This window comes from Eikenella halliae (assembly GCF_001648475.1).
GTDB lineage: Bacteria > Pseudomonadota > Gammaproteobacteria > Burkholderiales > Neisseriaceae > Eikenella > Eikenella halliae.
This window is the reverse complement of record NZ_LXSQ01000019.1, coordinates 24170-43351: the sequence shown is the minus strand read 5'-3', so window position 1 is coordinate 43351 and position 19182 is coordinate 24170. Positions and strand designations below refer to the sequence as shown.

Below are 19182 nucleotides of genomic sequence, written 5' to 3'. Positions count from 1 at the left end.
GCCGCCCGCAAGCAAGGGCTACCTGAAACCAATAAGCATCATATAATTAACCATATGCAACCATTTTCCCCCGCGAGACCGGCCTCATGCTAGCCGCCGCCATCACCAAAGAACTCAAGCTGCTCAGCCGCGACCTGCACGGCGTGGCTGTGCTGTTTGTGATGCCGATTTTGTTTATGCTGATTATGTCGGCCGCCTTGAGCAGCAGCCGGGAAAACCTCAATCCCGACGCGCAAATCGTGCTGCTTGGCAAACCCGACAGCCCGCTTAACCAACAGTTTCTGCAAGCCCTGCAAAACGAGAAGCTGAAAGTGCAGCTGGCCGATAAAAGCCGCCTGGCCGAGTTTCAGGTAGCCTTACAGCGCGGCGAGGCCGATTTGCTGCTGCTCAATCCAAACGATGAAACCACCCCGCTGGAAAAAGAACAGCCCCTGCGCCTGTGGCTCCAGCCCGATGCCGACCGCGGCTGGCTGCTCGGCATCAAAGGCCTGATGCGCCAGCACTACACCCAGGCGCGCCTGGCGCAGTATTTCGATGGCAACGAAATCGTGTTGGACAACAACAAAAACCCCGCCGTGCGCCGCATTCAAGACCAAGTGAACAAAGAATTGGACAATAAGTTCGGCCAAATCGAAACTTATCTGGGGCGCGAAATGTGGCAGGAAACCTATATGAACCGGCAGGGCGAGGCGGTGGAGCAGCCCAACTCCGTGCAGCACAGCGTGCCCGCCTGGCTGATTTTCGGCATGTTTTTCATCATGATACCGCTATCCAACGTGATGGCGATGGAGCGGCAGACCAATACGCTCACCCGCCTGAACATGGCGCGTGCCCCCGCTTGGAAACTCTTGGCTGCGAAACTGATTCCCTACTTCTTAATCAACCAGTTGCAGTTTGTCGGCATGGTGGCGCTGGGCGCATGGGTGCTGCCCCTGCTCGGTATGCCCGCCTTTGCGCTGGCCGGGGGCTGGGCGGGCTATGCCGCCGTATCCTGCGCCGTGAGCCTGGCCGCGCTGGGCTACGGGCTTTTGGTGAGCGTGCTGGCCAAAACCTCCGAACACGCCGTGGTGCTGGGCGGCGGGGGCATCATCATCATGGCCGCACTGGGCGGCGTGATGGTGCCGGTGCACATCATGCCTGCGCTGATGCAGCAGCTCTCCCAGCTCTCGCCGATGGGCTGGGGCTTGTCCGCCTTCCAGAAGCTGCTGTTAAACCATTACACCCTGGCGCAAATCGCCCCGCAGTTGCTGCGCCTGGCCGGTTTCGGCCTGGCCGCCCTCGCCGCTGCCACCGCGCTCTACCGCCGCCAACTCAAAACCCAAGCGAGATTTTAAAGTGAACACGCCCGATTTAAGCTCCCCCGCGCTGGAGCAGGCCTTGAAAAGCCTGATTGTGCGCGAAACCGAAAAACAAGACGACGTAGACATGGCCGCCTTTGCCGACGACTCCCCGCTGTTCGGCCCGGAAAGCCCGGTCGGCCTCGATTCGCTCGACGCGCTGCAAATCACCGTCGCCCTGCAAGCCCATTACGGCGTACGCCTCAACGGCGACCGCATGGTGCGCAAACACATGATGAACGTGCGCGATTTGGCCGCCTTTATCCGCGAACAGCACGGCGCATAAAGGCTACCTGAAAAACCGTTCTGCCTGTTTTCAGGTAGCCTTTGCCGTATCGCTAAGCACACCGCATGAACCCCAAAATCGTCCAACTCCAACAGCGCAACGCCCAAACCCGCCTGCGGCAGCGCTACGCCTTTTTAAACATTGCCGACATCCAATCCACAGATGGCGAGATTGCCCGCCGGTTTGTCGACAGCGGCATCTATCGGCTTACTAACCCGGCCGCCGCCGCCTTCCCGTTCCATCAAAACGGCATCATCGGCCACCTGCTCCGCCAAGCCCAGCATCAAGCTGCTCGCGCCGACATGCTGCGCCGGATACGCGCCTTGGTAGCCGATAAGGCGTGGATAAGCCTGGAAGAAAACGGCTTCGGCTTCTGGGCACTCATTTCCCTGCCCGCCTTGCAGGCCGCTTTGGATCATTGGTTTGAACAATACGGCGATTTCGGGCTGTATCTAGAAAACGGCCATGCGCTGGCCATCCATGAGGCGGAGTACGAATGGGAAGTGCTGGAAACGCCGGGCAGACCGCCTGAGGCTACCTGAAAAGGGCTACCTGAAAAATGAACACCACAAACACCCCATCCCGAGCCGCCTATTTGTGCGGCAGCAGCTATTGGTGCGCACAAGGGCAGGGCAGCCGCCCGTTCGGGCTACCTGAAACGCCCTTTCTGCCGCCCGCCATCCGTACCGCACACGGCCTGGGGCAGCCGCGCGAGCTGCCGTATTTCGCCGCCCCGGCCACACTAGCGCAGCTGTGCGACTGGATTGAGGCTCAAATCCGCCAAGCCGCTACAGCAGCTGGCTGGGAGGCAGACAACCTGGCCGGTATTCCCGTGTTTATCGGTTCCACCTCCTATGTGATGCCCGACCGCGAAGCGGCACCGGCTGCCAGCCCAGAAGAAGAACACTACACCCTGTGTGAAATTGCAGGCTACCTGAAAACCCGTTTGCGCAGTCCCAACGTATTCAGCTTCGCCACCTCCTGCACCGCCGCCGCCCAAGCCCTGCTCGCCGCCGCCCGCAGCATCGAAAACGGCTTGGCCGAACGCGCCATCGTGGTCGGTTTTGAAAGCTTCAACCGGCTCACCTTCGAGCATTTCTATGCCATGAATCTGCTCGACACCGAGCCGGGCAGGCTGCCGTTTCTCGATGCAGGCGGGCTGGTGTTGGGTGAAGGTATGGCCGCGCTGGCACTCTCTACCCAGCCGCACCGCGATTATGCCTGCCGCCTGCACGGTTTTACCGCGCAAACCGACCACCTCAACCTCACCGCCTCCTCCGCCGAACCGCTGCACAGCCTGCTTGCCGAATGCCTGCGCCGCGCCGGAATGACTGCGCCGGATTTGCGCGGCGTGAAAACCCACGGCAGCGGCGGCCTGAGCGATGAAGTAGAAATGCAGGTGCGCCGCCAAATCTGGCCGCATACCCCCGCCCTGCTGTTCAAGCCCTACACCGGCCACACCCTCGGCGCCACCGCCGCCTTGGAAACCGCCCTGCTGCACGCCGCCCTGCAACAAGGCCGCCTGCCGCCCCTGCCTGTATCCACCCCCGATTTCCCCTTGCCCACCCTGCACGGCCAGCCGCTGCCAAACGGCAGTTATCTGAACTATTTCCTCGGCTTCGGCGGCAGCCATTGCGCCTGGGTGTTGGATTGGCGGGGTTGAAGCAGATTCGCATGAAATGGTGCGGATGTTGTGCGGCGTGGATTGATAAGGCTACCTGAAAACAGATTCCCGGTATTTTCAGGTAGCCTTTGGAAAGATGCGGCAAAGGGCAAATTTACGGGTGAGAGCGGTTTGCCCTGGCTTTATGGTGTAAGCGTTAGTGCGATTGGTTGAACATATAGCGTGCGATTTTCCATTGGCCGTTTACTTTTTCCATCACCCAAAGTTCGCGGAAGTCATCGGGCGCGGTTTGTCGGGTGGATTTGACGGTAACCGGGCCTTTGGAAGTGGAGCGTACGAAGGCGTATCTGCCCAGCACGTTCATTTCCAGCACGGTGAAATCCAAATCCAAACCGACATTGGCAAACAGCCCCGAGTAGTTGCCCTCCAGCCCCTGCTTACCGGCAGCCGTGGGCGAGGAATACGGCATAACCACGCCGTCTGCCGTAAACAGGGCGGCAACGGCTTGCGGTGATTCGGTTTTGAGTGCGGCAGCGTAATCGGCCAACAGACGGTTGATGGCGGTTTGGTCTTGGCGGTTGGCATGAATCACGGCATCGGGTGCTGTTTGGGTGTCGGCATAGGCGGCGGGTACGGCAAATGCGGCGGCGGCCACGAGGATGGTCATCAGTTCTTTCACGTGTTGACTCCTTAAAAGAAGGAAAAATGTCGGTTGGTTATGGTAAGGCTACCTGAAAAGTTGTTTTGCTTTTCAGGTAGCCTTTCGGGCTGAATCAGTCAAACAATGCAAAGCCGCCCGTCCAGCCGATTTGCTCGCGCACGGCCAGGGTGATGGCGAGGAAGCCGAAGGCTTCCAGCTCGCGTGCCCGTTTCAGGCTGCCCGCGTCTTTGCTGTACACGCCGCTGCCTTTCAGTGCGTCGACCAGCTGCTGCTTGGCTTCATCGCTGTCGCCGGCAATCAGCACGGTGGTTTTTGCTTTGTTGGCCACTTTGCGACTGGCGAGGGTGGCGGCAAAGTTGGTGTTGAAGGCTTTGAGCACACGGCTTTGCGGCAATTTGGTGGCGATGTACTTGGCGGCGGAGCTGCCTGCGGATACCAGTAGGCCATCCATCGTGTCGAAATTAACCGGATTGGTGATGTCCACCACGGTTTTGCCTGCGAGCTGCGCGGCGTATTGGCCAATAATGCCGTCTACCGAGGCAAAGGGCACGGCCAGCACGATAATGTCGCCCAACTGTGAGTTTGCCTCTCCGCGCTTCACAAATGAAACCTGATGCCCTGCCGCCTGAAACAGACCGCCGATGGCGTTGCCCATATTGCCTTGTCCGAAAATAGAAATATTTGCCATTTTTTGCTCCTAAGATACGAGTTGAAAAGAATTGCTTAACCTTGGAGCGCATTGTATTCGGATAAGCATTGCTTGATAATCCGTATATTTCTTGAAACAGTTTGAAGCGGAGCTTGAGATGGAAAAGGCGAAACTGCTGCTGATTTTTGCCGAAGTGGCCAAACAGGGCAATATGAGCCGCGCCGCTGTGCCGCTGGGCATGACCGCTAGCGCGGTGAGCCAGCACATGCGGCATTTGGAGCGGCTCTACGGCGTAAAACTGCTCAACCGCAGCACGCGCCGCCTGGAGCTGACCGAAGCCGGGCAGGTGCTGCTGCACCATGCCGAGCATTTGGTGCAAACCATGCGGCAGGCCGACGACGACATGGCCGCGCTGAAACACTGCCCGAGCGGGCAGGTGCGGATTTCGCTGCCCACAGGCTTCGTCAACGCGCCCGAAACCCGCCGCCTGCTGGGTACGGTGCGCGAACGCCATCCTGACATTCGCATCATCCTGATGGCGCAAGATGAAGCCGTTGATTTGCAGCATAATGATGCCGACATTGCCATCCGCGCCGGCGAAATTGCCGCGTCTCCTGATAATGTTGCCCGCCGTCTGACTAGCTGCCTAATGCACATCTGCGCCGCCCCGGATTATCTGGCCGCGCATCCCGTTAAGCAGGTTGAAGACCTGCTTGCGGCACACTGGCTGTGCCACAGCGAGGCTATTCTGCGCGCCGCCTTGGCCGAACTCGGCCTGTCTGGGCGTTGGCCCGACAGCCTGACCGAATGCCCTTCATCCGCCGCCAGCGCCTACTATCTTGCCGCTGAAGGGCTGGGATTGACCCTTGCCCTGTCGCTCGAAATCGCCTCATTGCTCGACAGCGGGCGCCTGAAAATCGTGTTGCCGCAACATCGGATTGCCGAAAAGAATATCTATGCCGTCGTTGCCCATGCCAAACAGTCGGCGAAAAACACGGCTGTGCTGGAAGCGTTGAAAGAAGTGTTTGGCGGAAAGAAAGCTACCTGAAAAATATGGTGAATTAATAAAAACAGGGATTGCGTTACCTCGCCTTGCCGTGTCCCTGTGTTGTCTGCGGCTTGCCGCCTTGTTCTGATTTAAATTTAATCCACTATATCGGGCTACCTGAAAACAGAAAGGACGATTGCCGAATATGCTGGCAGATTTTTCCCCTAATCGGCCACTGTGCCGCATCCAGGCCGGCAGCCGCTTCTTGGCCGAGCCGCAGCAGCCTGATGCTGAACTGCGCCGCCTTTTGCGCGAGCAATACGGCATCGATGCCCGCCGCCTGAGCCGTTTCACCCTGCTCGCCCTGCTCGGCGCTTTGCCGCTGTGCCAAGGGCTACCTGAAAACCCTGCCATTTATCTCGCCTCGCCGTTCAGCTCCCCCTCCCGCATGGTCTCGATGCGGCAGAAACTGGTGGCCGGACAGCCCTCGCCGCTCGACTTCATGGCCAACCTCCACAACGCCGCCACGTTCCAGCTGGCGCAAATCCTCGGCAGCAGCGGCAACAGCGTGTTTCTCGCCGCCGATGCCGAAAGCTGCCTCAACCCGCTGTATGCCGTGCTGAACGCATTACTGGCCGAGCCCGGGCAAACCGTGCTGTTGGGCTGGGCCTATGAGCAGTCGGGGCAGGACGAGCAGGAAGGCAGCGTGTGGTGGAAAATTTCAGGTAGCCCGATGCCGCAGCGGCAGGGCTGGCGGATAATCATGGCCGCAGGCAGCGCATCCGCCGATCTGCCGCACCACAGCGCCTTCCTGCCCGCAGCGCTGGCTTTGGACGGGCGCTTGCACGAGCGGGGCGGGCTTCTGCTGCCGCCGCACGGCATCTGGCCTGCCTTGCAGATAGAGCCGCTTGCTGCCGATGAGTGAATAAACATAGCAATGCTGCCGCATTGGCCAGCCCTGCCGCCCGCGGCCTTATTTTGGTTTATGGTGGATGAACAAAAATCAAGACAAAACGACAAAGCCGCAGGCAGTACAGATAGTACGGCAAGGCGAGGCAACGCCGTACTGGTTTTTGTTCATCCACTATCCCTTTGATGGAGCAGCACTATGCCGTATCAATTATTAGATGTGGTCGAACTGATTAAAGACCTTCCCGAACACCGCCTGCGGGCAGGCATGCGCGGCGCGGTTGTGGACAGATACGGAAATGATGAATACGAAGTCGAATTTGTGGGCGGGAACGGCGAAACTTTAGCCCTGCTCGCCTTAAACGGGAAATCGGATTTAAAAAGGGCAGCCGTTTCGGAGAGCTTGCCCGAGAACCCAAACGAGGCCGCGCCGGTTGTTGGCACAGCCAAGCAAGAGGCTACCTGAAAAAGCAGTTTGTATAGTGAATTAACAAAAACCAGTACAGCGTTGGCTCGCCTTGCCGTACTATTTGTACTGTCTGCGGCTCGCCGCCTTGTCCTGATTTAAATTTAATCCACTATAGTAGCGGGAGTTAAGTTGGTTTGCTATCTGCAAACGAAACGCCATACCGCGCACAGCAGTGAAAAGCCGAGCACGGCGCAGTCGATGAGGCGGATGGTTTGGGTGGCGGCGTGAGCCAACGGGATAGGCGCGGCGGTTTGCCAGAGTGCCCAGCCGCAGAGCGTCAGCAGGGCGCAGGCTGCCTAGAAGCGGCTTTTCTGCCGTGCGGTTTTGGCCGAGCGGTGCGGGCGGTGGCGGGCGGCGTGGAGTGCAAACAGCAGGCAGCCGCCCAAGCCGAACACGCCGCCGCCATATTGCAGCCACTTATAGGCCGGCAGGACGAGCAGCGGCTGTTGCAGCGGGGCAAAGTGTTGCACAAACCAGCCGGTCGGGTGGGTGAAGGCATCTAAAAACAGATGGGTAATCATGCCGAACAGGGCGCTGAAAACAAAGGTAAACAGTACGGCCGCTATTTGGCGGCAGTTTTGCGGGTCGGCGGCTAGGGCATGTTCAGGTAGCCTGTAGGCCGCATTGAGGCAGTCGGGCAGGAAGTTGCACAGGGTGCGGTGCCACAAGGCAAGATAGAGCGCGTAGAGGGCGAAACACAGCGGCAGGTTCGGCCACAGCAGATTAGTCAAACCATGCCCGCCCGGCACGGCGCGGCCGTGCAGGAAATACACGAAATCCGGCGCGAGGCTGCCGATAACCATGGCCGGGAAGTGGACGCGGCGGCAGCGGGCAAAGGGCAGCACGGCAACGGGGTGGGCAAGGGTGAAGGGCATGGCGGGAGAAGATGGGCGGGTGTGGCAAGGGGCTACCTGAAGCGGGTTTTATAGTGAATTAACAAAAACCAGTACAGCGTTGCCTCGCCTTGCCGTACTATCTGTACTGTCTGCGGCTCGTTGCCTTATCCTGATTTTTGTTAATTCACTATATTGAAGCTGCACTTTCAGGTAGCCTGTTTTGAGTCGGGTAGAAAAATGTTGGTATGCGGGCAAAGAACGGTAGACAAAGGCTACCTGAAAATTGCCGTCAGCGTTTTTCAAACACCAAATCCCACACGCCGTGCCCGAGCCGTTTGCCGCGGGCTTCAAATTTGGTTTCGGGGCGGTAGGCCGGGGTGGGGGCGTAGGCTTCGGCGGTGTTTCGCAGCTCGGGGAAGCTGCCCAGCACTTCGAGCATCTGCACGGCGTATTCTTCCCAGTCGGTTGCGAGGTGGATATAGCCGCCGCTTTTGAGTTTGGGCAGCAGTTTGGCCACGAAGGGGGCTTGAATCAGGCGGCGTTTGTGATGGCGTTTTTTGTGCCAGGGGTCGGGGAAGAAGATGTGGATGCCGCTCAGGCAGGCGTCGGGCAGCATGGTTTCCACCACTTCCACGGCATCGTGGCGCATCACGCGGATATTGGCAATATCCTGCTCGGCCATGAGTTTGCACAAATTGCCCACGCCGGGGCCGTGCACGTCGATGGCGAGAAAATCTTTTTCAGGTAGCCTTTTGGCGATTTCGGTGGTGGCGGTGCCCATGCCGAAGCCGATTTCGAGGATTTTCGGGGCTTCCCGGCCGAAGGCGGCGTTTAAATCAACGGGCGCGTGTTGGAAATCTAGGCCGAAGCGCGGCCAGTTTTCATCGATGGCGCGCTGCTGGGCGGGGGTCATGTGGCCTTGGCGCAAAACGAAGGATTTGATGCTGCGCGGGTGTTGTTCGTGTTGGGCATCGGATTGAGTCATGTTGGGTATCTGCAATGTATGGATTAAATGGCGCTCTAGTGGATTTAAATTTAAATCGGGACAAGGCGGCGAGCCGCAGATAGTACAATAGTACAGCAAGGCAAGCCAACGCTGTACCGGTTTTTGTGAATTCACTATATATTGCCAGCATCGGGCAGGGCGCTCAAGTTTCAACCGCTTTCCGGCAAACACAGCGGCGGTGCTTTGTGCGATAATCCGCCAGATTTATTCACACTTCATACGGGATTAGCTCATGTCAAACGATAAAGCAAAGGCTCTGGCCGCCGCGTTGGCGCAGATTGAAAAGAATTTCGGCAAAGGCGCCATCATGAAGATGGACGGCAGCCATCAGGATGAAAACTTGGAAGTGATTTCCACCGGCTCTTTGGGCGTGGATTTGGCGCTGGGCGTGGGTGGTTTGCCGCGCGGGCGCATTGTGGAAATCTTCGGCCCGGAATCTTCCGGCAAAACCACGCTGTGTTTGGAAACCATTGCGCAGTGTCAGAAAAACGGCGGCGTGTGTGCCTTTATCGATGCGGAAAACGCGTTCGACCCGATTTACGCGCGCAAGCTGGGCGTGAAAGTGGAAGAGTTGATGGTATCGCAGCCGGACACGGGCGAACAGGCACTGGAAATCTGCGATATGCTGGTGCGCTCCGGCGGGGTGGACATGGTGGTGATCGACTCCGTGGCCGCGCTGGTGCCGAAAGCGGAAATCGAAGGCGAAATGGGCGACAGCCACGTCGGCCTGCAGGCCCGCCTGATGAGCCAGGCCTTGCGCAAGCTCACCGGCCACATTAAGAAAACCAACACTTTGGTGGTGTTCATCAACCAAATCCGCATGAAGATCGGCGTGATGTTCGGCAGCCCGGAAACCACCACCGGCGGCAACGCGCTCAAGTTCTACGCCTCCGTGCGCCTCGATATCCGCCGCATCGGCCAGATTAAAAAAGGCGACGACATCCTGGGCAACGAAACCCGCGTGAAAGTGATTAAAAACAAAGTGGCGCCGCCGTTCCGTCAAGCCGAGTTCGACATCCTCTACGGCGAAGGCGTAAGCCGCGAAGGCGAGCTGATCGATTGGGGCGACAAAGTCGGCATCATCAAAAAATCCGGCGCGTGGTACAGCTACAACGGCGACAAAATCGGCCAAGGCAAAGACAACGTGCGCGTGTGGCTGAAGGAAAACCTGGAAGTGGCCGCCGAAATCGAAGCACAAATCCGCAAGGAAGTCGGCATCAACATCGAGATTACCGAAGGCCAGCGCGACGAAACTGACGGCGAACAGCCGGAAGAGTAGGCCGGTTGTAAAGGCTACCTGAAAATATTTGGCGAAAGGTTTTAGCTTCGTTGAAGCTGCGCTTGAGCTCCGCAGAAACTTCGCTACGCTACGTTTTAGCTTCGCAGAAACTTCGCTTCGCTCCGTTTTCAGGTAGCCTTTAGTAGTGGATTAAAATAAAAATGATACCAGGCGGCGAGCTGCAAGGCGTACAGGCAGTACGTCAAGGCGAACCAACGCGGTAGCATGGCAATTTTGATTCACTATAATTTTTCAGGTAGCCCTCATCCCAACCGCTTTAAACCCACACCATGATTACCCTGCAACAATTCCGCGAACAAGCCGCCGCCGGTTACAACCGCATCCCGCTGGTGCAAGAGCTGCTGGCCGATTTGGACACCCCGCTTTCCATCTACCTCAAGCTCGCCAACCGCCCCTTCAGCTACCTGCTCGAATCCGTGGTGGGCGGCGAACGTTTCGGCCGCTATTCCTTTATCGGACTGCCGAGCCGCACCTATTTGAAAGCCAGCGGCCGGCGGGTAGAGGTGTACCACAACGGCCAAATCGTCGAGCAATACGAAGGCAACCCGCTGCCCTTCATCGAGCAGTTCCACGCCTGCTATAAAGTGCCCGAAATCCCCGGCTTGCCGCGCTTCATCGGCGGCTTGGTGGGCTACTTCGGCTATGAAACCATCTACCACTTCGAGCAGCTTGCCCACCGCCTGAAACAGCCTGCGAAAGCCGACCCAATCGGCACGCCCGATATTTTGCTCATGCTCTCCGAAGAGCTGGCCGTGGTGGACAACCTCAGCGGCAAAATCCACCTCATCGTGTATGCCGACCCCGCTGCCGACGAAGCAGGCTACCTGAAAGCCCGCGAGCGGCTCGAAGCCTTGCGTGAACAGCTGCGCCAAAGCGTTGCCCTGCCGCTCTCGCTCGGCAGCGCCCAAACCGCCCCGCAGCACGAAACCGGCGAAGCGCGCTATAAAGAATACGTGCGCCGCATCCGCCAATATATTTTAGACGGCGACTGCATGCAGGTGGTGCCCAGCCAGCGCATGAGCCTGCCCTTCGCCGACAAACCGCTCAGCCTCTACCGCGCCCTGCGCACGCTCAATCCCTCGCCCTATCTGTTTTACTACGATTTCGGCGATTTCCACATCGTCGGCTCTTCGCCCGAAATCCTCGTGCGGCGCGAGCGCAACCAAATCACCGTGCGCCCCATCGCCGGTACTCGCCTGCGTGGCAAAACGCCGGAAGAAGATGCTGCTCAAGCCGAGAGCCTGCTGGCCGATGCCAAAGAAATCGCCGAACACGTTATGCTTATCGACTTGGGCCGGAACGACGTGGGCCGCATCAGCCAAACCGGCAGCGTGAAGGTAAGCGATAAAATGGTGATTGAACGCTATTCGCATGTGATGCACATTGTGTCGAACGTGGAAGGCGAGCTCAAACCCGGCATCGGCAACATGGACATCCTCGCCGCCACCTTCCCCGCCGGCACACTCTCCGGCGCCCCCAAAGTGCGTGCGCTGGAAATCATCGAAGAGCTCGAGCCGGCCAAACGCTGCATCTACGGCGGCGCCGTGGGCAACTGGAGCTTCAACAACGACATGGACTTAGCCATCGCCATCCGCACCGCCGTGATCAAAAACGGCACGCTCTACGTGCAAAGCGGCGGCGGCATCGTGGCCGATTCCGACGAAGAAGCCGAATGGCAGGAAACCCAAAACAAAGCTCGCGCCGTGTTGCGCGCTGCCGAGATGGTGCAGCAGGGGTTGGATGGATAGAGTCAGGAAAGGCTACCTGAAAAAGATAGGGCTACCTGAAAACAGAGTGAAGCGAAGTTTTCAGGTAGCCTTTTCCCAGCCAACAGAACAGCCCAAACAAAAAACCTTCGTTTTGCAACGAAGGTTTTTTCAATTTGGCGGAAGCGGTGAGATTCGAACTCACGGTGGGTCTAACCCCACGACGGTTTTCAAGACCGCTGCATTAAACCACTCTGCCACGCTTCCAGTTCAAGAGCGCGAACTATACAGGATTTTTGGGAGTTTGACCAGCATTATTTTTGGTAGCAGGAGGGCTTCTAATAGAAAACAGGCTGCAACGGTGTGCAGCCTGTGAGCCTATTCTTGGTGGGTCTGGCTGGTCTCGAACCAGCGACCAAAGGATTATGAGTCCTCTGCTCTAACCCCTGAGCTACAGACCCGGCTAGGAAGGGCGGCATTGTACCGATAAGCCGCCGGTCTAGCAAGGATTACTGTTTGTTTTCCTCGCTGTCTAGGAAGCTGCGCAAGCGGTCGCTGCGGGTGGGGTGGCGCAGTTTGCGCAGGGCTTTGGCTTCGATTTGGCGGATGCGCTCGCGGGTTACGTCGAACTGTTTGCCCACTTCTTCCAACGTATGGTCGGTGTTCATGTCGATGCCGAAACGCATGCGCAAAACTTTGGCTTCACGCGGGGTAAGGCTTTCCAAAACGTCTTTGGTGGCTTCGCGCAGGCTGGAATACATGGCGGCGTCGGCCGGAGCGATGTTGTTCACGTCTTCGATGAAGTCGCCCAAGTGGCTGTCGTCATCATCGCCGATGGGGGTTTCCATGGAAATCGGCTCTTTGGCAATCTTCATGATTTTGCGGATTTTGTCTTCTGGCATTTCCATCAGTTCGGCCAATTTGGCGGCATCCGGGTCTTCGCCGGTTTCTTGCAGATACTGGCGCGAGATGCGGTTCATTTTATTGATGGTTTCAATCATGTGCACCGGGATGCGGATGGTACGCGCTTGGTCGGCAATCGAACGGGTGATGGCTTGGCGTATCCACCAGGTGGCGTAGGTGGAGAATTTGTAGCCGCGCCGATATTCGAATTTATCCACCGCTTTCATCAGACCGATATTGCCTTCCTGAATCAAATCGAGGAATTGCAGGCCGCGGTTAGTGTATTTTTTGGCGATGGAAATCACCAGGCGTAAGTTGGCCTGAATCATTTCCTGCTTGGCGGCGGCGGTTTCTTTTTCGTTCGCCACCATGTTTTTGCTGATTTCTTTCAGCTCGGCAATGGAAATCTGCGCGTGCTGCTCTTGTTCGATAAGAATATTCTGCTTTTCGATAATGGCGTATTGGAAGCGGCTCAGGGCTTCGCTCCACACGCGGTTTTTACCGATTTCGGCTTCCACCCAGTTTAAATCGGTGATATTGGGCAGGAAGTTGTTGATGAAGTAGTCCCGATCCATGTGCACGCGGTTGAGGCAGATGTCGCGGATTTCGCGCTCCAGGCGGCGGATGCTGTCTACGCGGGTGCGCAGATTGTTGCTCAGGGTTTCAATCTGGCGGGTGGTAAAGCGCACGTTGAGCAGCTGGTCGGCGATCTGGTTGCGCAGGGTGAGGTAGGTTTTGTGTTGGCTGTGGTGTTTTTGCAGTGCGGCAACCATTTTTTTGTAGGTGGCTTCGATGCCTTCGAAGTGGGCCAGCACTTTTTGTTTGAGCTCTTCGAGGTTGGCGGCGGAGATGGCGCCGGCATCCTCTTCGTCGGCGTCTTCTTCGTCGGCCTCTTCGTCTTCGCTTTCCTCCAAATCGGTATCCGGCGCAGATTCTTCGGCCTTTTCCACGCCGATGCCCAATTCGTCGAGCAGCTCTTCATGCGGGTCGATGATGTCTTCCACCACTTCGTCCACGCGGATTTCGTCGTTGCGAACCTTTTCAATCAGTTCGAGGATTTCGGCAACCGAGCCGGGGCAGGCGGAGATGGCCTGAATCATGTTGCGCAGGGCGGTTTCGATTTTTTTGGCGATAACGATTTCGTCTTCGCGCGTGAGCAAATCCACCTGCCCCATTTCGCGCATATACATGCGTACCGGGTCGGTGGTGCGGCCGAATTCTGAGTCGGCGCTGGAGAGGGCGGCCTCGGCTTCGGCAACGGCGTCGTCGTCGGTCATGTTGGCCGTGTTGTCGGCCATCAGCAGGGTTTCGCTGTCGGGCGTTTCTTCGGTTACCTGAATGCCCAGGCCGGAAATCATATTGACGATATTGTCGATTTGCTCGGCATCTGACATATCGTCGGGCAGGGCGTCGTTGATTTCGGCGTAGGTGATGTAGCCGCGTTCTTTACCTTGCAGAATCAGCTGTCTGAGCCGTGCCCTTTGCTCCTCCGGGGTGAGCGGGCGGTTGCTTTCGTCTTGTTCTTCGGTGGCGGGATTGTTCTGTTCGGACATGTTTCTCTCGTTGTTCACAGGTCGGTCGGTGTAATCGGCATTGCCCTAGGTGGTGCCGTTGCCGTTGGCGGGAGGATGCCTTAAAAGCTCCAGCAGCAGTTTGGTTTCGTCATCGCTCAAGCCGTGTTCGATGCGTTTGCGTTTCAACGCTTCAACTTGCTGGGTTTTCAAGGCGTTCATCAATTTTTGCATACCCGATTGGAAATTCAGTGCGTCGGATTCGCCATCCCCCTCAAAGTGAGCGCTGTCCGTGCCGGACTGCATGATGCGGCTAATATTGCCGTAATAGGGGGTGTTGCGCATGGCTTCCATCAATCCGGCGCTGGATAGCGGCGAAGGGCTGCGGCGCACATGGGCGGCCATGACGCTCAGGCAGGCAAGGTCGGTATCCAGTTCCAGATGGTCGGGTAGGTCGATATATGTAGCCCATTGCGGATTTATCAATAGGCGGCGGATTTGTTGTTGCGCCAAGCTCAGCATTTGCGGTTGGCGGAAGGTTTGGCGCGGCAGGGTGTAGCGTTGCTGGGCAACGTGGCGTTTGGGGGCTTCCTGCCCCATCAGATGCGCCAGATTGGCCGGGTCGATGCCCACTAAGTTGCTCAGTTCCTGCTTAAGCAGGAAGGCGAGGGCGGGGGCGGTAATCTGGGTGAGCAGCGGGGTGGCGTTTTTCACCAGTTCGGCCTTGCCTTCTTGGCTGCGCAAATCAAGCTTGGCGGTGAGCGCGTCCCAAAAATAGGCGGAAAGCGGCTTGCTTTGGTGCAGCAGCATATCTTCAAAACGTTCCCGGCCGTGTTCGCGCACATAGCTGTCGGGGTCGTGGCCTTCGGGCAGGAAGAGGAAGTGCAGCGATTTGCCGTCTTTCAGCTGGGGCAGGGCGTTTTCCAATGCACGCCAGGCGGCTTTGCGGCCGGCCGCGTCGCCGTCGAAGCAGAAATAGATGCTGTCGGTTTGGCGCATCAGGATTTTAACGTGCTCGGCGGTGGTGGCGGTGCCCAGTGCGGCCACACAATAGCCGATGCCGAACTGCGCCAGCGCAACCACGTCCATATAGCCTTCCACCACTAGGATGCGGCCGGCTTCTTTTACGGCAGCACGGGCTTCGTAGAGGCCGTAGAGGTTTTTGCCTTTATCGAACAGCGGGGTGTCGGGCGAGTTGAGGTATTTGGGTTTGGAGTCGTCCAACACGCGGCCGCCGAAGCCGATAACCTGCCCGCTGCTGTTGCGGATGGGGAACATGATGCGGTGGCGGAAGCGGTCGTAGTGGCTGCCGTCTTTTTCAATCACCATGCCGCTGTTGACCAGCGCTTCGGAAGGGTAGGGGGTGAAACTTTGCGCCAGCGGCCGCCAGCTGTCGGGCGCGTAGCCCAGGCCGTAGTGGGCGGCGACTTCGTCGGAGAGGCCGCGTTTTTTCAGGTAGCCTTTGGCTGCTTCGTTGGCAGCCAGCTCGCGGGTGTAGAAGGCAGCGGCTTGGGCGGTGGTTTCTTCCAGGGTTTGCTGGCGCTGTTTGCGGCGCGCGCGCGCTTCGGGGCTTTCTTGCCGACCTTTTTGCTGCGGCACCGCCATGCCGGCACGGTCGGCCAGATACTGTACGGCTTCGGTGAAGCCCAGCCCTTGGTATTCCATGACGAAACCGATGGCCGTGCCGTGTGCGCCGCAGCCGAAGCAGTGGTAGAACTGTTTGCTCGGGCTGACGGAGAACGACGGGGTCTTTTCTTTGTGGAACGGGCAGCAGGCCATGTAGTTGGCGCCGCCTTTCTTCAGCGGCACGCTCTCGTCGATGATGTCGACAATATCGGTTTTGGCCAGCAGCTCGTCGATGAATTCGCTGGGAATCATGCTTCGGCGCTTGGTTTGGGAAACGGATTGAGGCTACCTGAAAACCATGGCGGGGATTTTCAGGTAGCCTTTTTCAGGTAGCCTTTGTCGGGCGGGGTTATTCGGCGGGCGGAACGTAGCCTTGCACCGTGTCGGCCTCACCGTCGCCGAAGAAGTAGTTTTCCATCTGCTGGGCGAGATACTGGCGGGCGCGCGGGTCGGCCAGGCTGAGGCGGTTTTCGTTGATGAGCATGGTTTGGTGGCGCGTCCAGGCATCCCATGCTTCTTGCGATACGTGTTCGAAAATGCGCTTGCCCAAATCGTTGGGCAGGGGCGGGAATTTGAGGCCGGGCGCTTCTTTGCCCAGTTTGATGCAGTTTACCATGCGGGTCATGTGATTTCCTTTTTAGGTGGTGCGGGTGGGTTTAACGGTTGTTTAGGCCCAATACGTCTTGCATGTCGTATAGGCCGGTGCGTTGCTGCTGCAGCCATACGGCGGCACGCACGGCGCCGGCGGCGAAGGTCATGCGGCTGGAGGCTTTGTGGGTGATTTCCACGCGTTCGCCTTCGCCGGCAAACAGGGCGGTGTGTTCGCCTACAATATCGCCGCCGCGCACGGTGGCAAAGCCGATGGTTTGCGGGTTGCGCGCGCCGGTGTGGCCTTCGCGGCCATACACGGCGCAGTCGGCCAGGTTGCGGCCAAGGGCGCGGGCAATCACTTCGCCCATGCGCAGCGCGGTGCCGCTGGGGGCGTCCACTTTGTGGCGGTGGTGCGCTTCGATGATTTCGATGTCGTAGCCTTCGTTCAGCACGCGGGCTACGGTGTCGAGGATGTGGAAGGTGAGGTTGACGCCGATGCTGAAGTTGGCGGCAAACACGATGCCGGTGTGTTCGGCGGCGGCGGCGATGGCGGCTTTGCCCGCTTCGTCGAAACCGGTGGTGCCGATAACCATTTTGATGCCGCGTTCGGCGCAGCGGGGCAAAAGGCTACCTGAAACATGGGGGCGGGTGAAATCGATGAGCACGTCACAGTTGGCGAGCACGGCATCGACGTCGCTGCTGATGGCTACGCCCGTTTTCAAGCCGGAAGCATGGCCGGCATCCAAACCCAAAGCTTCGGAGCCTGCGTGTTCCAGCGCGCCGGTGAGCACGGTGTGCGGATTGGCGGCTACGGCTTCAACCAGCACTTTGCCCATGCGGCCGTTCACCCCGGCCAAGGCAACTTTAATGATGGCAGACATAATATTCCTCAAGCGGGATTATTGCGCGGTTTGGCCGGCAGGCGCGGCTTGTTGCTGTTTGCGCAACTCGTCCAATACGTCGCCTTCGGCTTTAACCAGGGAATCGTTCGCATCGAAATACAGGGTGAGGTTTTTGCGTTCGCGCACTTTGCCGCCGCGGCTCACTTCGAAAACGTAGTCCCAGCGGTTGCCGTGCAGCGGGTCGCGCAGCAGCGGCGTGCCCAGGATGTGCTGCACCTGCTCTTTGCTCAAGCCTTGGTGCAGCGAGGCTACGGCCTGCAAGTCGAGTTCGTTGCCCTGCACGATAGTGAGCTTGTAGGAGGGGAAGCGGGCGAGGCGTTCGGTGCTGCACGCGGCCAAACCGATGCAGGCGGCCAAGGCCAAATAAACGGATTTATTCACAAACATGCCTTTCAAGATAAATCGCGCACCGCCCCGGCTGAGTAATTTAAAGGTGGGCAAGTGCCTTAAAAATGCGTATTATAACGGTTGCTGACAAATTTGAGCGACAGAACATCATACATCATGGAAAACAATATTGCACAACTCAAAGGCAGCGGCCTGAAAGTAACCGGCCCGCGCCTGAAGATTTTGGATTTGTTTGAAACCCACGCCGAAGAGCATCTGAGCGCGGAAGACGTATACCGCATCCTCCTAGAAGAGGGCGTTGAAATCGGCGTGGCCACCATTTACCGCGTTTTAACCCAGTTCGAACAGGCCGATATTTTGTTGCGCCACCATTTCGAGAGCGGTAAGGCGGTGTACGAGCTGAATAAAGGCGACCACCACGACCACATCGTGTGCGTGAAATGCGGCAAGGTTACCGAGTTTCACAACCCCACCATCGAAAGCCTGCAGGGTAAAATTGCCGAAGATAACGGCTACCGCATCGTGGATCACGCGCTGTATCTGTATGGCGTGTGCGGCGATTGTCAGCAGAAACACCATTTATAAGCAGGCGGCATTTTCAGGTAGCCTCACGGCTCCGAAAGGTGGCCTTTATGGCTCAAAATATTCCTTTGCTGCCGGAAGGCTGTTTGCAGTTCCCAGACCCGCATCAGGCCATTGCCGAACACGACGGCCTGGTGGCAGTGAGCCGGGATTTGACGGCACAACGGCTTTTGGCAGCCTATCAACAGGGCATCTTCCCGTGGTTTGAGGAGGATGGCCTGTTTTTTTGGTTTGCCACCGCGCCGCGCACGGTGCTGTACCCTCAGCGGCTGCACATCAGCCGCTCGCTGGCCAAGACCATGCGCAATCGGCATTATGCGGTAACGGTTAATCAAAACTTCCACGCCGTGATTTCCGCCTGCGCCGCCACGCCCAGGCCGCATCAGGGCGGCAGCTGGATCGCACCGGCGTTTCAGGTAGCCTACAACGAGCTGCACCACATCGGCCATGCGCATTCGTTCGAATGCTGGTATCCCGATGAGGGCGGGCATCTGCTGTTGGCCGGCGGGCTTTATGGCGTGCAGATTGGGCGGATGTTTTTCGGCGAATCGATGTTTGCCTGGCAGAACGACGCCTCGAAAATCGCCTTTGCCCACGCCGTGCCGTTTTTGCAGCGCTGCGGCATCGCCTTAATCGATTGCCAGCAAGACACGCCGCATCTGGCGCGTTTCGGCTCGGAGCTGCTGGCTTTTGACGATTTCCAGGCCGAATTAAACCGCCTGACTGCACAAACGCTTGCCGAGCCCATTGGCCAGCGCCTGCTCCAACAGCAGGGCGCGTGGTTTGGCAAGGAAGAATGATTGCCGAAACCGGTTCGCAAGAGGCGTGTTACATGGCACAATATCGGCTGTTTCAGATTGCAGGCTACTTGAAAATTTCAGGTAGCCTCCCGCTTACTCTATGGCGGATAAACCTGCTTTAGTACCGGGCTGTCACGCTTCTGCAGAA

General features: G+C 58.0%; 21 protein-coding genes and 2 tRNA genes. 12 read left to right on the top strand and 11 right to left on the bottom strand.

Annotated elements, in window-relative coordinates:
* Nucleotides 1-86 precede the first annotated feature (86 nt).
* From A7Q00_RS07400 to A7Q00_RS07385, 4 genes are all read left to right on the top strand, one after another.
* A complete protein-coding gene (locus A7Q00_RS07400; protein WP_064089942.1) occupies nt 87-1334 on the top strand; it encodes an ABC transporter permease in 1248 nt (415 codons plus the stop codon).
* Nucleotide 1335: 1 nt separating this feature from the next.
* Nucleotides 1336-1623 (top strand): acyl carrier protein, encoded by a 288-nt coding sequence (locus A7Q00_RS07395; RefSeq protein WP_064083480.1) that lies wholly within the window; start codon nt 1336-1338, stop codon nt 1621-1623.
* A 65-nt stretch (nt 1624-1688) separates the two neighbouring features.
* Nucleotides 1689-2165 (top strand): hypothetical protein, encoded by a 477-nt coding sequence (locus A7Q00_RS07390; protein WP_064089941.1) that lies wholly within the window; start codon nt 1689-1691, stop codon nt 2163-2165.
* Nucleotides 2166-2182: 17 nt separating this feature from the next.
* Nucleotides 2183-3286 (top strand): beta-ketoacyl synthase N-terminal-like domain-containing protein, encoded by a 1104-nt coding sequence (locus A7Q00_RS07385; protein ID WP_064089940.1) that lies wholly within the window; start codon nt 2183-2185, stop codon nt 3284-3286.
* Between the two features lie 157 nt (nt 3287-3443).
* Here the strand turns inward: A7Q00_RS07385 and A7Q00_RS07380 are convergent, their stop codons facing one another.
* Nucleotides 3444-3926, bottom strand: a complete 483-nt coding sequence (locus A7Q00_RS07380; RefSeq protein ID WP_064089939.1) for a YybH family protein — start codon at nt 3924-3926, stop codon at nt 3444-3446.
* 94 nt (nt 3927-4020) lie between these two features.
* Nucleotides 4021-4596, bottom strand: a complete 576-nt coding sequence (locus tag A7Q00_RS07375) for an NADPH-dependent F420 reductase (protein ID WP_064089938.1) — start codon at nt 4594-4596, stop codon at nt 4021-4023.
* A gap of 118 nt (nt 4597-4714) precedes the next feature.
* On the opposite strand from A7Q00_RS07375, the gene A7Q00_RS07370 reads away from it, so the two are divergent.
* The 3 genes from A7Q00_RS07370 (at nt 4715) to A7Q00_RS07360 (ending at nt 6920) form a co-directional block, all read left to right on the top strand.
* Entirely contained in the window at nt 4715-5605 is an 891-nt protein-coding gene (locus tag A7Q00_RS07370) for a LysR family transcriptional regulator (protein ID WP_064089937.1), read from the top strand.
* Between the two features lie 145 nt (nt 5606-5750).
* Nucleotides 5751-6470, top strand: a complete 720-nt coding sequence (locus A7Q00_RS07365; RefSeq protein ID WP_064089936.1) for a beta-ketoacyl synthase chain length factor — start codon at nt 5751-5753, stop codon at nt 6468-6470.
* 183 nt (nt 6471-6653) lie between these two features.
* Complete coding sequence (locus tag A7Q00_RS07360; protein ID WP_064089935.1) at nt 6654-6920, top strand: DUF4926 domain-containing protein; 267 nt, start codon at nt 6654-6656, stop codon at nt 6918-6920.
* A 299-nt stretch (nt 6921-7219) separates the two neighbouring features.
* Here the strand turns inward: A7Q00_RS07360 and A7Q00_RS07355 are convergent, their stop codons facing one another.
* Both A7Q00_RS07355 and trmB read right to left on the bottom strand, forming a co-directional pair.
* On the bottom strand, nt 7220-7798 hold the full coding sequence (locus A7Q00_RS07355; protein ID WP_064089934.1) for a DUF4184 family protein: 579 nt from the start codon (nt 7796-7798) through the stop codon (nt 7220-7222).
* Nucleotides 7799-8048: 250 nt separating this feature from the next.
* Entirely contained in the window at nt 8049-8744 is a 696-nt protein-coding gene (gene trmB, locus A7Q00_RS07350) for a tRNA (guanosine(46)-N7)-methyltransferase TrmB (protein WP_064089933.1), read from the bottom strand.
* A gap of 253 nt (nt 8745-8997) precedes the next feature.
* Between trmB and recA the strand changes: the two genes are divergently transcribed.
* Entirely contained in the window at nt 8998-10044 is a 1047-nt protein-coding gene (gene recA, locus A7Q00_RS07345; RefSeq protein ID WP_064089932.1) for a recombinase RecA, read from the top strand.
* Nucleotides 10045-10334: 290 nt separating this feature from the next.
* Nucleotides 10335-11813: an anthranilate synthase component I gene (trpE, locus tag A7Q00_RS07340; RefSeq protein WP_064089931.1), complete on the top strand. Its 1479-nt coding sequence runs from the start codon at nt 10335-10337 to the stop codon at nt 11811-11813.
* A 135-nt stretch (nt 11814-11948) separates the two neighbouring features.
* Here trpE and A7Q00_RS07335 read toward each other — a convergent pair.
* From A7Q00_RS07335 to A7Q00_RS07305, 7 genes are all read right to left on the bottom strand, one after another.
* Nucleotides 11949-12038, bottom strand: a tRNA-Ser gene (locus A7Q00_RS07335).
* A gap of 118 nt (nt 12039-12156) precedes the next feature.
* Nucleotides 12157-12232: transfer RNA gene (locus tag A7Q00_RS07330), tRNA-Ile, on the bottom strand.
* Between the two features lie 48 nt (nt 12233-12280).
* Entirely contained in the window at nt 12281-14227 is a 1947-nt protein-coding gene (rpoD, locus tag A7Q00_RS07325; protein ID WP_064089930.1) for an RNA polymerase sigma factor RpoD, read from the bottom strand.
* A 45-nt stretch (nt 14228-14272) separates the two neighbouring features.
* The gene (gene dnaG / locus A7Q00_RS07320) at nt 14273-16063 is read right to left on the bottom strand and encodes a DNA primase (RefSeq protein ID WP_064089929.1); all 1791 of its coding nucleotides are present in this window, start codon (nt 16061-16063) and stop codon (nt 14273-14275) included.
* Nucleotides 16064-16160: 97 nt separating this feature from the next.
* Nucleotides 16161-16436, bottom strand: a complete 276-nt coding sequence (locus tag A7Q00_RS07315; protein ID WP_064089928.1) for an oxidative damage protection protein — start codon at nt 16434-16436, stop codon at nt 16161-16163.
* A gap of 31 nt (nt 16437-16467) precedes the next feature.
* Nucleotides 16468-17283: a 4-hydroxy-tetrahydrodipicolinate reductase gene (dapB, locus tag A7Q00_RS07310; RefSeq protein WP_064089927.1), complete on the bottom strand. Its 816-nt coding sequence runs from the start codon at nt 17281-17283 to the stop codon at nt 16468-16470.
* 18 nt (nt 17284-17301) lie between these two features.
* Entirely contained in the window at nt 17302-17685 is a 384-nt protein-coding gene (locus A7Q00_RS07305) for an outer membrane protein assembly factor BamE (RefSeq protein ID WP_064090009.1), read from the bottom strand.
* 123 nt (nt 17686-17808) lie between these two features.
* On the opposite strand from A7Q00_RS07305, the gene fur reads away from it, so the two are divergent.
* From fur to A7Q00_RS14175, 3 genes are read left to right on the top strand one after another with little or no spacing between them, the layout of a single operon-like run.
* Nucleotides 17809-18237 (top strand): ferric iron uptake transcriptional regulator, encoded by a 429-nt coding sequence (gene fur / locus A7Q00_RS07300; protein ID WP_064089926.1) that lies wholly within the window; start codon nt 17809-17811, stop codon nt 18235-18237.
* A gap of 47 nt (nt 18238-18284) precedes the next feature.
* Nucleotides 18285-19034, top strand: a complete 750-nt coding sequence (gene aat, locus A7Q00_RS07295) for a leucyl/phenylalanyl-tRNA--protein transferase (RefSeq protein ID WP_064089925.1) — start codon at nt 18285-18287, stop codon at nt 19032-19034.
* A complete protein-coding gene (locus tag A7Q00_RS14175) occupies nt 19031-19156 on the top strand; it encodes a hypothetical protein (protein ID WP_281179008.1) in 126 nt (41 codons plus the stop codon). The genes aat and A7Q00_RS14175 overlap by 4 nt, the downstream gene beginning before the upstream one ends.
* Nucleotides 19157-19182 lie beyond the last annotated feature (26 nt).

Bases quoted from the DNA above. Each gene is read 5' to 3' on its own strand.
- A7Q00_RS07400 (WP_064089942.1), top strand. From the start codon at position 87: ATGCTAGCCGCCGCCATCACCAAAGAACTCAAGCTGCTCAGCCGCGAC.
- A7Q00_RS07390 (WP_064089941.1), top strand. From the start codon at position 1,689: ATGAACCCCAAAATCGTCCAACTCCAACAGCGCAACGCCCAAACCCGC.
- A7Q00_RS07385 (WP_064089940.1), top strand. From the start codon at position 2,183: ATGAACACCACAAACACCCCATCCCGAGCCGCCTATTTGTGCGGCAGC.
- A7Q00_RS07375 (WP_064089938.1), bottom strand. From the start codon at position 4,596: ATGGCAAATATTTCTATTTTCGGACAAGGCAATATGGGCAACGCCATC.
- A7Q00_RS07370 (WP_064089937.1), top strand. From the start codon at position 4,715: ATGGAAAAGGCGAAACTGCTGCTGATTTTTGCCGAAGTGGCCAAACAG.
- A7Q00_RS07365 (WP_064089936.1), top strand. From the start codon at position 5,751: ATGCTGGCAGATTTTTCCCCTAATCGGCCACTGTGCCGCATCCAGGCC.
- A7Q00_RS07360 (WP_064089935.1), top strand. From the start codon at position 6,654: ATGCCGTATCAATTATTAGATGTGGTCGAACTGATTAAAGACCTTCCC.
- A7Q00_RS07355 (WP_064089934.1), bottom strand. From the start codon at position 7,798: ATGCCCTTCACCCTTGCCCACCCCGTTGCCGTGCTGCCCTTTGCCCGC.
- trmB (WP_064089933.1), bottom strand. From the start codon at position 8,744: ATGACTCAATCCGATGCCCAACACGAACAACACCCGCGCAGCATCAAA.
- recA (WP_064089932.1), top strand. From the start codon at position 8,998: ATGTCAAACGATAAAGCAAAGGCTCTGGCCGCCGCGTTGGCGCAGATT.
- trpE (WP_064089931.1), top strand. From the start codon at position 10,335: ATGATTACCCTGCAACAATTCCGCGAACAAGCCGCCGCCGGTTACAAC.
- rpoD (WP_064089930.1), bottom strand. From the start codon at position 14,227: ATGTCCGAACAGAACAATCCCGCCACCGAAGAACAAGACGAAAGCAAC.
- dnaG (WP_064089929.1), bottom strand. From the start codon at position 16,063: ATGATTCCCAGCGAATTCATCGACGAGCTGCTGGCCAAAACCGATATT.
- A7Q00_RS07315 (WP_064089928.1), bottom strand. From the start codon at position 16,436: ATGACCCGCATGGTAAACTGCATCAAACTGGGCAAAGAAGCGCCCGGC.
- dapB (WP_064089927.1), bottom strand. From the start codon at position 17,283: ATGTCTGCCATCATTAAAGTTGCCTTGGCCGGGGTGAACGGCCGCATG.
- fur (WP_064089926.1), top strand. From the start codon at position 17,809: ATGGAAAACAATATTGCACAACTCAAAGGCAGCGGCCTGAAAGTAACC.
- aat (WP_064089925.1), top strand. From the start codon at position 18,285: ATGGCTCAAAATATTCCTTTGCTGCCGGAAGGCTGTTTGCAGTTCCCA.
- A7Q00_RS14175 (WP_281179008.1), top strand. From the start codon at position 19,031: ATGATTGCCGAAACCGGTTCGCAAGAGGCGTGTTACATGGCACAATAT.